The following is a 12,416-nucleotide window of genomic DNA, read 5'->3' on the forward strand; positions in this document are numbered from 1 at the left end:
CTGCATATGCACGAGCACGAGCCGCTGCCTTGGCAGCCATATCCTCCACTAAGCGACGCCGAGCGCGTGGCCCGCGCGCGCGCATTCGGTGACTCGATGCGGACGCGGCGCAGCTGCCGCGCGTTCTCCGAAGATTCCGTGCCGCGCGAAGTGATCGAGGCCGCGCTGATGGCGGCCGGTTCGGCGCCCAGCGGCGCCAATCGCCAGCCCTGGCATTTCAGCGTGGTCGCCTCGCCCGAAGCGAAGATCGCGATTCGCGTCGCCGCCGAAGAGGAGGAGCAAGCCTTTTACGGCGGCCGTGCGGGGCGCGAATGGCTCGAGGCACTGGCACCGCTCGGGACCAAGGCCGACAAGCCCTATCTCGAGACTGCGCCCTGGCTGATCGTCGTCTTCGCGCAGCGCCGCAACGGGATGCGCGCGGAGGATCTCCAGCATAATTACTACGTGACCGAGAGCGTCGGCATCGCCTGCGGCTTGCTGATCGCCGCGCTCCACCAGGCCGGCATCGCGACCCTGGTCCACACCCCGAGCCCGATGCGCTTCCTCAACCGCGTCTGCCAGCGCCCGGAAACCGAGAAGCCGGTGATGATCATCGTCGCCGGCCATGCCGCGCCCGATGCGACGATCCCGGCGCACGCGCTCGACAAGAAGCCGCTGGAGCAGATCGCCAGCTGGCTGTAGCGCTGCCGCATGGCGGCTGCCGACAGTTTCGAACCCCTTGCCCCGGCCGCACGGCTGCCGGCGCTGGACCTTGTCCGCGGCGTCGCGGTGCTCGGCATCCTGCTGCTCAACATCGTCTCCTTCGCGATGCCGCAGGCGGCCTATGACAATCCGCGTGCCTATGGCGGGTGGCACGGCGCCGATCTCATCGCCTGGGCCGTCAACTTCATCCTGTTCGACGGGCGGATGCGCGGGCTGTTCTCCTTTCTGTTCGGGGCGTCGATGCTGCTCGTCGTCGAGCGCGCCGAGGCCGGCGGCGGCAACGGGGCGATCGTCCACTACCGGCGGATGGTCTGGCTGCTGGCCTTCGGGCTCGCGCATCTCTGGCTGGTCTGGGAAGGCGATATCCTCGCCCATTATGCGCTGGTCGGCATGCTCGCTTATGGCTTCCGGTACCTGCCCATACCCCGGCTGATCGCGCTCGGCACGACTTTCGCGCTGTTCAACCTGCTGCTCTTCGCGACGATCCCGCTGCAAATGCTTGAAGCCCGCCACCTGACCACGCCCCAGGCAGCGCGGCAGCTCCACGATCTGATCGCGGCGTTCGGCGTGCCCGCCCCCGCCGACATCGCCACCGATCTGACGCTCTATCGCGGCAGCTACGGCACGATCCTCACCCAGCGTTTCGCCGACCAGGCTTTCGGCCCGTTCCGGCTGCTATTTTTCATCGGCGCCGAGACGCTGGCCTATATGCTGTTCGGCATGGCGGCGTTCCGCAGCGGGATGCTGACCGGCGCCTGGCCGGCCGCGCGCTATCGCCGCTGGCTGATCGTCTGCTGGGGCTGCACGCTCCCCGCCTATGTCGCGCTCGCCATCTGGCTGATCGCAAGCCAGTTCGCGCTGCTGCCGGTGATGCTGACGACCTTGGTCTTCGCCACGCTGCTGCGCCCCGCGATGATCGCCGGCTGGATCTGCCTGCTGCTGCTCGTCCTGCGCGCCGACAGCCCCGTCGGCACCCGCCTTGCCGCGGCGGGCCGGATGGCGTTCACCAATTATCTTGCCACCAGCCTGATCTGCACCGGCATCTTCTATGGCTATGGCGCGGGCTGGTACGGCATGCTCAGCAGGTGGCAGCTCTACCCCGTCGTGATCGGGCTCTGGGGGCTGATCCTCGCCTGGTCTAAGCCTTGGCTCCGCCGCTACCGATTCGGCCCGTTCGAATGGGTGTGGCGCAGCCTGGCGCGCGGCGCGCTCCAGCCCATGCGCCGTTAACTGCAAACGCCTCGCAATAGGCTTGCGAATCGCTCGCATTAGCCCTAGGTCGGTCTGAGAGCTTCGCGAGGGGTCCATGGTCGTCTGCGTCTGCAATGCAATTAAGGAACGGGATGTGCGCACCGCCGCGCGCGAAGGTGCGGTCAGCGCCTGCCAGGCCTATCGTGCGCTCGGCTGCGCGCCGAAATGCGGTCAATGCGTCCCCTTCGCCCGCGAAATCATCCGTGAGGAACGCGCTGCTGCGTGACAGTCGCAAGTAAAAAAGCGCGGTTTTCTGCGGTTTTCGACGTGCCCAATTTCCGCTAGAAGTGATCCTTGTTCAAGCAAGGATTGCAGTGATGAAGGGTGACGCGAAGGTTCTCGAATATCTGAACGAGGTGCTCAAGAACGAGCTCACCGCGATCAACCAATATTGGCTGCATTACCGCCTGCTCGACAATTGGGGCGTCAAGAAGCTCGCCGAGCATGAGCGCCACGAATTGATCGACGAGATGAAGCACGCCGACAAGCTGGCGGAGCGCATCCTGTTCCTCGAAGGTCTGCCCAATTTCCAGCTGCTCGGCCGGCTGCGCATCGGCGAGACCGTCGAGGAGATTCTCCGCGCCGATCTCGCGGTCGAAGTGGAGGCAGTCGCGGTGCTGCGCGATGCGATCGCGCATTGCGAAACGGTGCGCGACTATGTCAGCCGCGACCTGTTCCGCTGGATCCTGGAGAGCGAGGAAGAGCATATCGACACGCTCGAGCGCCAGTTCGACATGATCGCGCGGATGGGGCTGGAAAACTATATCCAGCTCAACAGCAAGGCCGAAGAGGCAAGCTGAGCCTCTCCCCTTTGCGGACATAGAAAAGGCCGGGGCATCGCGCCCCGGCCTTTTTCTGTACCCAGTGGCTATCGACGGCTTAGCCAGCCAGCTCAGCTGGCGAACGCCCGCCGCCCGAACGCCGCCGGCTTGCGCGCCACCAGCGGATTGGCTTCGCGTTCCAGCAGATCGAGCGTCGTCTCGAAAAGCGGGCGCAGCTTGACGACATGCTCCAGCGCTTCGGTCGGCGTCTCGCGGCGCTCGATGCAGCCGCGCGCGATCATTTCGATGGTCTCGGCGAGATCGGCAAGCGGATCGGCGCCGAATTGGCGCGATTCGCCCTTCAGCGTGTGTGCCGGGATCACCATCGCGGTGGCGTTGTGCGATCGCATCGCGTCTTCGATCCGATCGACCGACTTGACGCCATCCTCGCGGAAATAGCCGAGAATGCGCACAAAATTGGCGCCCAGCTCGCTGCGCGCCTGCGCGAAGGCTTCCCAATTCACCAAAGACTCACTGCCCATCGACACGCTCTCTTTCCCCAACTGCGAGACGCCCTCGCGAGCGAATCTAATCGAAGCAAGTAAACGAGCGGTTGATTGGCGACGAAGGTTTAGTCGCGCTTGTTGTCGAACGGGTTTTTCGGCGCCCGCAAGGTCAGCCGTACCGGCACTGCGCCAAAGCCAAACTCCTTGCGCAGCCCGTTGATCAGATAGCGCTGGTAACTCACCGGCAGCAGATCGACGCGCGTGCCGAACAGCACGAAGCTGGGCGGGCGGCTCTTGTTCTGGGTGACGTAGCGCGGCTTGATCCGCTTGCCGCCGGGTGCCGGCGGCGGATTGGTTTCGATCGCGCGCTCGAACCAGCGGTTGAGCTGGCCGGTCGATACGCGGCGCGACCAGGCCTCGCGCGTCTCGAACGCCACCTTCATCAGCGTGTCGAGCCCCTTGCCCGTCGCCGCGGAGACCGTGAGCAGCGGCACGCCCTTGACCTGCGCCAGGCCCTCGTCGAGCGCGCCCTTGACGCCGTTGAACAGGCTGGAGGCGTTCTCGGCGACGTCCCATTTGTTCAGCGCGATGATGAGGGCGCGACCTTCCTGGAGCACGCGATCGGCGATCTTGAGATCCTGCACTTCGAGCCCGCGCGTCGCATCGAGCAGCAGCACCACCACTTCGGCAAAGTCTACCGCGCGCATCGCGTCCATCACCGAAAGCTTTTCCAGCTTTTCCTCGACCTTGGCGCGCTTGCGCATGCCCGCGGTGTCGATCAGCCGCACCGGGCGCGGCTGTTCCTCGAAATCGGTCCACACCCAATCGATCGCGATCGAATTGCGCGTGATCCCGGCCTCGGGGCCGGTGATCAGCCGGTCCTGCCCGAGCAGCCGGTTGATCAGCGTGGATTTGCCGGCGTTGGGGCGGCCAACGATCGCGAGCTTGAGGATCGCGTCTGGGCTTTCGGGATCTTCCTCCTCCTCGGCCCCTTCCTCTTCCTCGCGCTCGATATGCGGGCGCAGCGCCTCGAACAGGTCGACCACGCCCTCGCCATGCTCGGCGGAGAAAGGGATGGGGTCGCCGAGTCCCAGCGCCATCGCCTCGATCACGCCGGTCTCGCCCGCCCGGCCCTCGGCCTTGTTGGCCATCAGCACCACCGGACGATCGGTGCTGCGCAGCCAGCGCGCGATTTCCTCGTCGAGCGGCGTGATCCCCGCGCGCGAATCGATCACGAACAGCGCGACGTCGGAATCCTGCACCGCCGCCTCGGTCTGCGCGCGCATCCGGCCCGGCAGCGTCGCGACGTCGTCATCCTCATAGCCGGCGGTATCCATCACTCGGAATTCGAGCCCGAGCAGCGTGGCATCGCCTTCGCGGCGATCGCGGGTCACGCCGGGCTGGTCGTCGACGAGCGCCAGCCGCTTGCCGACGAGCCGGTTGAACAGCGTCGACTTGCCGACATTGGGGCGTCCGATGATCGCGACGGTGGGAAGAGGCATGGTTTACATCTCTCCCCTCCCTTTCAAGGGAGGGGCTGGGGGTGGGTGCGCGCATCTGCGCGCCTGAAGACTTAATAGCGGACAGCCAGAAAAGCGAAAGCCGGGGCATAGAGCCCCGGCTGCCGCCAAACCCAGCCTTGATCCCCTCCCCGCGCGCGGGGAGGAGCGAAGCGTTTACTTGTACGCGCTCAGCTTGCCCTTGTCGTCGAGCACGTAGAGCGTGTTGTTCGCCACCACGAGCGGCAACGAGATCGGGTCCTTGCCGTCGATCGTCGAGAGCACGCTGCCGTCCTTGGGCGAGGCGAAGACGATCTCGCCCTCGCTATTGGCCAGCACCAGCTTGCCGCCGGCGAGCACCGGGCCGACCCATTCTATCGGGCCCTTGGACTTCTTGGCGTTGCGGTAATGCTTGAGCTGCGCGATCCAGCGGATCTTGCCGCTGCCGCGCGACAGGCACATCAGCCGCGCGTCGTCGGTGACGACGAACAGCCACTCGCCCGCTACCCAGGGCGTGGAGATGCCGGCAAGGTTCTGTTCCCACAGCCGCGATCCGCTGGCGATGTCCATCGCCACCATGCGCCCGCCCTGGCCGACCGCATAGACGCGGCCGCCATCGATCACCGGCTCGGCGTCGATGTCCGACAGTGTCGACACCGAAGTCGACATGCTGGTGCGCGAGAGCACGTCGGCCCACAGCGCGCGGCCATTCTCGTAGCGATAGGCATTGAGCTCGCCCGACGAGAAGCCGGCGACCACGGTGCCCTGGCCCGAAGCCGGTGCGGCGACGCCGAACACGCCCTGCGTCTCGAGGCTCGCCGAGGCGGTCCAGCTGACGTCCCCGGTCTCCTGGGTGAGCGCGAAGAGCTGGTTGTCCTGAGTCACGACATAGATATTGCCGCTGGCCACGGTCGGCGCGCCGCGCAGCGGGCCGCCGGGGCGCTTGCGCCAGATTTCCTTGCCGTCGGCCGCGTTGAGCGCAACCACGTCGCCCAGCCCGTTCGAGGCGAACGCGCGGTCGCCCTCGATGCTGACCCCGCCGCCGAAGCGGGCGGTCTTGTTGCCCTTTTCGTTGGCAGTGTCGGCGCGCCACAGCTCGGCGCCGGTATCGGCCGCCAGCGCGTGGACGACGCCGTCGGTGTCGATCACGTACATCTTGTTTTCGGAGACCACCGGCGCCGCGGCGAGCCGCTCGCGCTTCGATGCCTTGGCGATCGCTTTGGACCAGATGCGGCTCGGCGACTCGCCGAGCGCGAGGTTGCCCATCGACTTGGCAGCGTTGCCGCCCGGCTGGCGCCAGCCGTCATTCACCGCCGCCTCGGGAAGCAGCACATCGACGCCCTCGAGCGACTTGTCCGCCGCGATGCCGCTTTCCGACATCAGGATCGGCACGCGCTCGCCGAGCACGGGGGTCTTCTTGCCGCCGCCCTTGAAGACGCCGCAGCCGCTCGCCATTGCGAGCGCCGCGAGAGCGGCAGCCACCCTCACCTTGTTGTTCATTGAGCCTTGGTTTCCTTCGACTGATCGATGGCGTCGACACCCAGTACGCCGGCCAGCTGAACCGCCCGTTGACGGAGCAATTCGGGGACCTTTTCGGACTTGGCGATCTCGCCATAGAGCTTGCCCGCCTCGGTCTTCTTGCCGGCCTTCAGATAGGCGGAGGCGACGAGCTCGCCCGCAGTGCCGAGCCAGGGCGAGTTGGGATTGATAAGGTCCTTCAGCCGGTCGATCACGACTTGGGGCTGGAGCGTGTCGAACTCGGCGGCGGTCTGGCGGATCAGCCCGAGGTCGCGGAACGGCTGCGCCAGCCCCTTGTCGTTCGCCACTTCGGCGAACTTGGCGGCGGCGCCGCGCGCGTTGTTCTTCTGGAGCAGCAGCCCGCCCTCGGCGAGCTTGGCGATCGCGGCATAGCCGGTGTCTCCGCCCTCCTTGGCGATCTTGGCGAGCTCGGTCGCAGCCTGGTCGGGCGCGCCTTCGGCCTTTTGCAGCGCGAGGTCGAACTGCTCGCCCTGCACGCCCGCATTGCTCTCGCGATGATGCTGCCAGAACAGGAAGCCGGCGAGCGCGAGCAGCGCCACGACCACACCGCCGACGATCAGCCGGCCATAGCGCCGCCAGATGCCGAGCATCTGCTCGCGGCGATACTCTTCGTCGACTTCGCGGACAAAGGCTTCGTCAGTAGTGCCGGAAGGAGGAAGCGCCAAAATTGACTCCATGGGATTGCGGGCGCGGAACTCTTAGCTGCGGTCCTGCGCAAGGGAAAGCCGCTCGGTACCCGTTCAATCGCGCGCCGCATAGACCTGTTCGGCGCCCGGAAAGGCCCGGGACCGGACATCGGCGGCATAGGTCTCAACCGCGGCGGAAATGCGGCCAGCCAGATCGTCATAGCGCTTCACGAAGCGCGCGGTGCGATCGAACAGGCCCAGCATGTCCTCGGCGACCAGCACCTGGCCGTCGCACTGCGCCGAAGCCCCGATGCCGATCACCGGCACGGAGACGGCCGCAGTGATCTCATTGGCCAGCGTCTCGACCACGCCCTCGGCGACGATGCCGAACGCCCCCGCATCCGCAATCGCCCGGGCATCGTCGAGGATGCTGGCATGTTCGGCGTTGCTGCGTCCGCGCGCGCCATAGCCGCCCAGCGCGTTGACTGCTTGCGGCGTGAGCCCGACATGCCCCATCACCGGGATGCCGCGCTTCGTCAGGAACTCGACCACCGGCGCCATCGCCTGGCCGCCTTCCAGCTTCACGCCGGCGGCGCCGGTCTCAGCCAGCACGCGCGCGGCGGAGTTGAAGGCGCGCTCGGGGCTCGCCTCATAGCTGCCGAACGGCATGTCGACGATCACCACCGAATGCCAGCTGCCGCGCACCACTGCGGCGCCGTGTGCGATCATCATGTCGAGCGTCACGGGCAGCGTCGAAGGCAGCCCGTAGATCACCTGCCCCAGGCTGTCGCCGACCAGCAGCACGTCGCAATGCGGATCGAGCAGCTGCGCCATCCGCGTCGTGTACGCCGTCAGCATCACGATCGGCTCCTTCCCCTTGCGGTTGCGGATCGCGGGGACGGTGAGCCGCTTCATCGGCGCCGGGGTCGGGTTCGCCCGGCTGGTGCCGGTATCCATGGTCACGTGCGACATGGTCTGCGCCCTAGCCGCCCGCAGCCCCCTGCGCCAGCAATCTGGCGTAGTGTGTACACCCGAGTTGACTCGATGTTAGATATATTGAACATTAGGTCTAGTGATTCGAACAGGGGTAATGTCATGTCCTTTCGTGAGAAGATTGCCTGGGTGGCGTTCCTGAGTACCGTGATTGCCTGGGGCGGCTATTTCGCAGTCGTCGTCCATGCCTCGATCAACGGCGCCGATGGCGGCCTGTGGCTGCTCTGGCTCTTCATCGGCGTGACGATCGCTCAGGCGGTGGTGCTGGGTGTCGCCACGGCAGTCGCCGCGATCCTCGATCCCGCCGACGCCCAGGCGGCGCGGGACGAGCGCGACTTTGCCGTCGGTCGCAGGGCGAGCGGCATTGCCTATGGCACGTTGGTGGCGGGGTTGATCGCAGTCATCGCCGCGCTCCATGTCGGCCTCCATGGTCGCGGCACGATCTTCGCCTTGCTCGGGCTGTTCATGCTGGGCGAAGCGACTCGCTATGGCGCGCAGGCGATCGGCTATCGGAGGACGGCATGACTGAGCAGCGCGATGCCGACATCCGCCAGCGCCGGGGCTGGCATGGCTGAGGGCAGGCTTACCAACCAGGTCCGCACCCTGCGATTCCTCGCCGGCGAGATGACCCAGGGCGAACTCGGCGAGAAGATCGGGCTCACCCGCCAGACCGTCGCCGCGATCGAGCAGGGCAAATACTCGCCCAGCCTCGAAGCCGCGTTCCGCATCGCCCGCGTCTTCGGCAAGCCGCTCGAGGAAGTGTTCAGCTGGGCGGAATAGGGCTCAGCTGATCCAGCCGCGCCGCTCGGCATAAGCGGCGAACCAGATCTGCACCGCGGCGATTGCGGCGATGACCAGCGGGAACGGCACCGTCGCCGCCGCGCCCTTGTGCGCGATCAGATCGGTGCCGGCGAAGACGTAGCCGAACTGGACGATCACCGCGGCAAGCGAGACGATGTAGAGTGGCTTGGCGGCCTTGGAGCGCATCAGCAATGCGAACGAGCCGAGCAGCCCCGCGCCCACCGCCACCGCATAGACGGGCGTGAACCAGCCCGGCAGCGCGTCATAATAGGTCCGGTCCCAGTCGGTCGCGCCCGGATCGAGCGCGGGCCCATATGCGACGTGCATGAACAGCGCCGCGCAGCCCGCCGCGCCCCACAGCGCGAGCAGCACTGCAGCCAGAGTGAACCAACCGGCCGGCCTTTGCCGAATATAGGATGCCATGCGACCCCTCCCGATCTTTTGTGCAGGCGCAGCACGATAGCGCGGAACGGGGAATATAACCACTTTATGACAGGGGCTTGCGGCTCAGAGCAACGCACCCGCATAGCGGTCCGGCGCAAAACCGACGAGCAGCCCACCGGGATGCTCGACCACCGGCCGCTTGATCATCGAGGGATTGGCCAGCATCAGCGCCTGCGCCTTGGCCGCATCGATCCCCTGCTTGTCGGCATCGTCGAGCTTGCGAAAGGTCGTCCCCGCCCGGTTGAGCAGCGGCTCCCAGCCCACCGCCGCGACCCAACCCGCCAGCCGCGCGGCATCCACGCCCTCGGCCTTGTAGTTGTGGAAGGCATAGGCGACGCCGTGATCGTCCAGCCAGGTCCGCGCCTTCTTGATCGTGTCGCAATTGGGAATGCCATATACCGTAACAGTCATTAGGCTAGGCTCCACGCGAAATAGTATCAACAAATCAGTTGGTTATGAGAGTTGCGGTGCCATTTTGAACGGCGACATAGCTTCCAGCTGGCTTTTCCGGTCGTGCATGTGGGTATGCCACAAACCACGAAATCACCGATCGATAATTAGATGTATGGAACCGATCACACCGGAAAATCTGCTCTCTCATTTCCGTTGGAGCCTGTACGAACTGAACGGTTATCTCCATGCTATCGCGTCACGGGATGCAATGAATTCTGGCACTGATCTAGATGATCCCGATTGGTGGGCAACCCTGCCTTCAGTCCACATCAATCGCTATTGCGGATTGGAAATCCAACTGATTGCTCGCCGCTACGTCATCGCCCGCGACTTCGATATTCTCGATGAGACGCAAGCCATGATGGTCTGGAAGCTACAGCACCCATAGATCAGAAGCCGAAGTGTCCCTTCAACAAAGGCTCAACGGCACCCCATGCCCCAGCGGCGCTGCTGATTGCCTCTGAACCGCTCTTCACAGCCCCAACCAGCGCCTTGATGACGCCGGGCTTGCGTTCTTCTGGCTTGGCGTTCGCCAAGGCGGTCAGGGTAGCGACCTGCTCAAGCAACTCATTTTTGGTCGCTTCATCTGCGTCCTGCGCGTTCAAGATCGCATCGGTCAATTTGCCCAGCGGCTCCACGATGTCGGCTGCGCCGTTCTGCGTGAGAGCCTGTAAGTTGACCTGGATCTCTTTGACGTTGCCGAAGTTGATCGCGCCGACGGTCCCGCCGGTCACGGACACGGTTTGGTTGTTGTAGTTGATGGGGGGCACAGGAGGCCTCGGAATTGCGATGCGGGGAGAGGGCGGACCAAAGCCGATAACGGCATCCATTTCGGCAGCGGCGTAATTAATCATGGCAGCGTGCTGAGTGAAGGTCATCCACTGGCTCATGTCATGTTTGTATTTGCAGTCGATGCAGGCCGGATAACCATCTAGCGAAACGATAGCTGGCCGCCCGCAATTACCACAGGCTGGCCACGGCTTCTTCTCAGCTGGCTCAGAGACTTCGGCTCCGTCACTCATACATCGAATATCGTGCCGGAGGGCCGGAAAGAAAAGGGGTATTAGACCTCGCGGCAGCCGACCCACAGGACACGGAAATCACGTATTTCTGCGGAAAACTGGTGTCACCTATTTCTGCATACAGGCGTGACAACATGGTCGCAATTGGGAATGCCATATACCGTAATCGTCATTATCGCCCTCGTTGCGTTCGAACCGCTGATAGCGTCTTGAAGATCCAAAAGCAGTCTGTTCGCTAGCGCCCAGTAGCGGACTTTCCTTCCTAGCCCTCTCCCGCCTTCGCGGGAGAGGGTTGGGTGAGGGTCTTCTTCTACCAAGCGAAGGCGTTGAACGCCTGGTAGAACAAGACCCTCACCCTCCCACCGCCCTTGGCGGCGGGCCCCTCCCTCTCCCGCGAAAGCGGGAGAGGGCTAACAAGGTCAGCTATCCCCCCACTTCCCGCCATTCACCTTTGATGCCGAAAGCCGCAGCGCTCACTTCCACGGCGTGAAACCCGCCTCCCTGAACAGCGGCACCAACCCTCAAGCCGCCTTGAGCATCGCCGTCTCGTCCGGCCGTAGCGTCAGCACCGACACGCCCGTCGCGGTCACCGCAACGGTGTGCTCGAACTGGGCGGAAAGCGATCCGTCCTGCGTCACCACGGTCCAGCCATCGGCCTCGGTGCGCACGCTGCGGCGGCCGCGGTTGAGCATCGGCTCGATCGTGAAGACCATGCCCTCGCGCAGCGGCATCCCCGTCCCCGGTCGGCCGAAATGGAGGATCTGCGGCTCCTCGTGCATCTCGCGGCCGATGCCATGGCCGCAATATTCGCGCACCACCGAATAGCCGTTGCGCTTGGCATGGCGCTCGATCGCGAAACCGATATCGCCCAGCCGCGCACCCGGACGCACGGCGCGGATGCCCATCCACATCGCATCATAGGTGGTCCGCACCAGTCGCCTGGCGGCCGGATCGACCGCGCCGACGAGATAGGTCTTGCTCGAATTGGCGATATAGCCGTTCTTTTCCAGCGTGATGTCGAGGTTGACGATGTCGCCGTTGCGCAGCACCTCGGCCCTGGACGGCACGCCGTGGCAAACCACATGGTTGACCGAGGAATTCAGCACGAAGCCATAGCCATATTGGCCCTTGCTCGCGGGCCGGGCCCGGAGATCGTCGACGATGAACCGCTCGACCAGCGTGTCGATCTCGAGCGTCGACATGCCCGCAAGCGGGGTGCGGTCGAGCAGCTCGAACACCGATGCCAGCAGCCGGCCGGATTCGGCGAGCAGCGCCAGCTCCTCAGGCTGCTTGGTCATGCGCCACGATCAAAGGCTGCGCCGAAATGCCGGCGGCTTCGCGTTCGCGCTCGATGATCTCGGAGAAGCTGAGCGTCGGATTGGTCTCGCACAGCATGCCCAGCTTGATCCAGAACGCCGCCTGCGCGTTGATCGAGCGATAGGATATTTTGCTCGCTCGGCGCAGCTGGTCGTGCAGCTCGTCCTCGATGTTCACGATGCCCATTGGGGTGTCCTATATGATTCGTATATGAACCGTATAGTCAGCCCCGGCGATCGCGCCAAGTGCCGGATCGGAAACGCTGCATTCGAAACCCGCTCGCAAATTGGAACAAATATTGAACATCGGTGGAGACACCCTATCTCTGCCGGGCGATCCGTCGCCGCACTTTGACATCGTCGAGCCGAGCCTCCCGCCTGAGCGATCGTGCGCGTCACAGCGGCGTCGGTGGCGCGTCACTGTCGCACGGATGGCGCGTCGCTGTAGCGTGAATGCCGCCTCCATGTCCGAAGCGGTGGCTTCGCCGCCGCTTCGGCGTCAC

17 protein-coding genes are annotated in these 12,416 nt (G+C 64.9%); 7 read left to right on the forward strand and 10 right to left on the reverse strand.

Annotation, left to right across the window (positions count from 1 at the left end; translation table 11 throughout):
• Positions 1–6 precede the first annotated feature (6 nt).
• The 4 genes from AB2M62_RS11795 (at position 7) to bfr (ending at position 2,753) form a co-directional block, all read left to right on the forward strand.
• Entirely contained in the window at positions 7–681 is a 675-nt protein-coding gene (locus AB2M62_RS11795; protein ID WP_404333950.1) for a nitroreductase family protein, read from the forward strand.
• 9 nt (positions 682–690) lie between these two features.
• Positions 691–1,932, forward strand: a complete 1,242-nt coding sequence (locus AB2M62_RS11800; RefSeq protein WP_404333951.1) for a DUF418 domain-containing protein — start codon at positions 691–693, stop codon at positions 1,930–1,932.
• 76 nt (positions 1,933–2,008) lie between these two features.
• Complete coding sequence (locus AB2M62_RS11805; protein ID WP_404333953.1) at positions 2,009–2,179, forward strand: bacterioferritin-associated ferredoxin; 171 nt, start codon at positions 2,009–2,011, stop codon at positions 2,177–2,179.
• Positions 2,180–2,270: 91 nt separating this feature from the next.
• Complete coding sequence (bfr, locus tag AB2M62_RS11810) at positions 2,271–2,753, forward strand: bacterioferritin (RefSeq protein WP_404333954.1); 483 nt, start codon at positions 2,271–2,273, stop codon at positions 2,751–2,753.
• A gap of 92 nt (positions 2,754–2,845) precedes the next feature.
• Here the strand turns inward: bfr and AB2M62_RS11815 are convergent, their stop codons facing one another.
• The 5 genes from AB2M62_RS11815 to panB all read right to left on the reverse strand — a co-directional run bounded on the left by AB2M62_RS11815 (position 2,846) and on the right by panB (position 7,856).
• The gene (locus tag AB2M62_RS11815) at positions 2,846–3,256 is read right to left on the reverse strand and encodes an Hpt domain-containing protein (RefSeq protein ID WP_404333956.1); all 411 of its coding nucleotides are present in this window, start codon (positions 3,254–3,256) and stop codon (positions 2,846–2,848) included.
• An 89-nt stretch (positions 3,257–3,345) separates the two neighbouring features.
• On the reverse strand, positions 3,346–4,722 hold the full coding sequence (gene der / locus AB2M62_RS11820; RefSeq protein WP_404333958.1) for a ribosome biogenesis GTPase Der: 1,377 nt from the start codon (positions 4,720–4,722) through the stop codon (positions 3,346–3,348).
• Positions 4,723–4,896: 174 nt separating this feature from the next.
• Entirely contained in the window at positions 4,897–6,219 is a 1,323-nt protein-coding gene (locus AB2M62_RS11825; RefSeq protein WP_404333959.1) for a PQQ-binding-like beta-propeller repeat protein, read from the reverse strand.
• Positions 6,216–6,923, reverse strand: coding sequence for a tetratricopeptide repeat protein (locus AB2M62_RS11830; protein WP_404333961.1), 708 nt, complete (start codon positions 6,921–6,923; stop codon positions 6,216–6,218). The genes AB2M62_RS11825 and AB2M62_RS11830 overlap by 4 nt, the downstream gene beginning before the upstream one ends.
• Before the next feature lie 75 nt (positions 6,924–6,998).
• Complete coding sequence (gene panB, locus AB2M62_RS11835) at positions 6,999–7,856, reverse strand: 3-methyl-2-oxobutanoate hydroxymethyltransferase (protein ID WP_404333962.1); 858 nt, start codon at positions 7,854–7,856, stop codon at positions 6,999–7,001.
• Positions 7,857–7,979: 123 nt separating this feature from the next.
• Between panB and AB2M62_RS11840 the strand changes: the two genes are divergently transcribed.
• A complete protein-coding gene (locus AB2M62_RS11840; RefSeq protein WP_404333964.1) occupies positions 7,980–8,402 on the forward strand; it encodes a hypothetical protein in 423 nt (140 codons plus the stop codon).
• Between the two features lie 42 nt (positions 8,403–8,444).
• The gene (locus AB2M62_RS11845; RefSeq protein ID WP_404333965.1) at positions 8,445–8,657 is read left to right on the forward strand and encodes a helix-turn-helix transcriptional regulator; all 213 of its coding nucleotides are present in this window, start codon (positions 8,445–8,447) and stop codon (positions 8,655–8,657) included.
• A gap of 3 nt (positions 8,658–8,660) precedes the next feature.
• Here the strand turns inward: AB2M62_RS11845 and AB2M62_RS11850 are convergent, their stop codons facing one another.
• Positions 8,661–9,101, reverse strand: coding sequence for a hypothetical protein (locus AB2M62_RS11850; RefSeq protein WP_404333967.1), 441 nt, complete (start codon positions 9,099–9,101; stop codon positions 8,661–8,663).
• Between the two features lie 84 nt (positions 9,102–9,185).
• On the reverse strand, positions 9,186–9,533 hold the full coding sequence (locus AB2M62_RS11855; RefSeq protein WP_404333969.1) for an ArsC family reductase: 348 nt from the start codon (positions 9,531–9,533) through the stop codon (positions 9,186–9,188).
• 154 nt (positions 9,534–9,687) lie between these two features.
• On the opposite strand from AB2M62_RS11855, the gene AB2M62_RS11860 reads away from it, so the two are divergent.
• Positions 9,688–9,963: a hypothetical protein gene (locus AB2M62_RS11860; protein ID WP_404333970.1), complete on the forward strand. Its 276-nt coding sequence runs from the start codon at positions 9,688–9,690 to the stop codon at positions 9,961–9,963.
• Between the two features lies 1 nt (position 9,964).
• On the opposite strand, the gene AB2M62_RS11865 is transcribed toward AB2M62_RS11860, so the two are convergent.
• The 3 genes from AB2M62_RS11865 to AB2M62_RS11875 all read right to left on the reverse strand — a co-directional run bounded on the left by AB2M62_RS11865 (position 9,965) and on the right by AB2M62_RS11875 (position 12,100).
• Positions 9,965–10,453 carry a hypothetical protein gene (locus AB2M62_RS11865; RefSeq protein WP_404333971.1) on the reverse strand — a complete coding sequence of 163 codons (489 nt, stop codon included), beginning with the start codon at positions 10,451–10,453 and terminating at the stop codon, positions 9,965–9,967.
• A gap of 665 nt (positions 10,454–11,118) precedes the next feature.
• Entirely contained in the window at positions 11,119–11,895 is a 777-nt protein-coding gene (gene map / locus AB2M62_RS11870; protein WP_404333973.1) for a type I methionyl aminopeptidase, read from the reverse strand.
• Positions 11,879–12,100, reverse strand: coding sequence for a ParD-like family protein (locus AB2M62_RS11875; RefSeq protein ID WP_404333974.1), 222 nt, complete (start codon positions 12,098–12,100; stop codon positions 11,879–11,881). Before AB2M62_RS11875 ends, map begins: the two co-directional genes overlap by 17 nt.
• Between the last annotated feature and the right edge of the window lie 316 nt (positions 12,101–12,416).

Source organism: Sphingomonas sp. MMS12-HWE2-04 (assembly GCF_044881185.1).
Taxonomy (GTDB): domain Bacteria; phylum Pseudomonadota; class Alphaproteobacteria; order Sphingomonadales; family Sphingomonadaceae; genus Sphingomonas.

Bases quoted from the DNA above. Each gene is read 5' to 3' on its own strand.
- AB2M62_RS11850 (WP_404333967.1), bottom strand. From the start codon at position 9,101: ATGGCATCCTATATTCGGCAAAGGCCGGCCGGTTGGTTCACTCTGGCT.
- panB (WP_404333962.1), bottom strand. From the start codon at position 7,856: ATGTCGCACGTGACCATGGATACCGGCACCAGCCGGGCGAACCCGACC.
- AB2M62_RS11795 (WP_404333950.1), top strand. From the start codon at position 7: ATGCACGAGCACGAGCCGCTGCCTTGGCAGCCATATCCTCCACTAAGC.
- AB2M62_RS11805 (WP_404333953.1), top strand. From the start codon at position 2,009: ATGGTCGTCTGCGTCTGCAATGCAATTAAGGAACGGGATGTGCGCACC.
- AB2M62_RS11800 (WP_404333951.1), top strand. From the start codon at position 691: ATGGCGGCTGCCGACAGTTTCGAACCCCTTGCCCCGGCCGCACGGCTG.
- der (WP_404333958.1), bottom strand. From the start codon at position 4,722: ATGCCTCTTCCCACCGTCGCGATCATCGGACGCCCCAATGTCGGCAAG.
- AB2M62_RS11860 (WP_404333970.1), top strand. From the start codon at position 9,688: ATGGAACCGATCACACCGGAAAATCTGCTCTCTCATTTCCGTTGGAGC.
- AB2M62_RS11855 (WP_404333969.1), bottom strand. From the start codon at position 9,533: ATGACTGTTACGGTATATGGCATTCCCAATTGCGACACGATCAAGAAG.
- AB2M62_RS11840 (WP_404333964.1), top strand. From the start codon at position 7,980: ATGTCCTTTCGTGAGAAGATTGCCTGGGTGGCGTTCCTGAGTACCGTG.
- AB2M62_RS11875 (WP_404333974.1), bottom strand. From the start codon at position 12,100: ATGGGCATCGTGAACATCGAGGACGAGCTGCACGACCAGCTGCGCCGA.
- AB2M62_RS11865 (WP_404333971.1), bottom strand. From the start codon at position 10,453: ATGACCTTCACTCAGCACGCTGCCATGATTAATTACGCCGCTGCCGAA.
- AB2M62_RS11825 (WP_404333959.1), bottom strand. From the start codon at position 6,219: ATGAACAACAAGGTGAGGGTGGCTGCCGCTCTCGCGGCGCTCGCAATG.
- bfr (WP_404333954.1), top strand. From the start codon at position 2,271: ATGAAGGGTGACGCGAAGGTTCTCGAATATCTGAACGAGGTGCTCAAG.
- map (WP_404333973.1), bottom strand. From the start codon at position 11,895: ATGACCAAGCAGCCTGAGGAGCTGGCGCTGCTCGCCGAATCCGGCCGG.
- AB2M62_RS11845 (WP_404333965.1), top strand. From the start codon at position 8,445: ATGGCTGAGGGCAGGCTTACCAACCAGGTCCGCACCCTGCGATTCCTC.
- AB2M62_RS11815 (WP_404333956.1), bottom strand. From the start codon at position 3,256: ATGGGCAGTGAGTCTTTGGTGAATTGGGAAGCCTTCGCGCAGGCGCGC.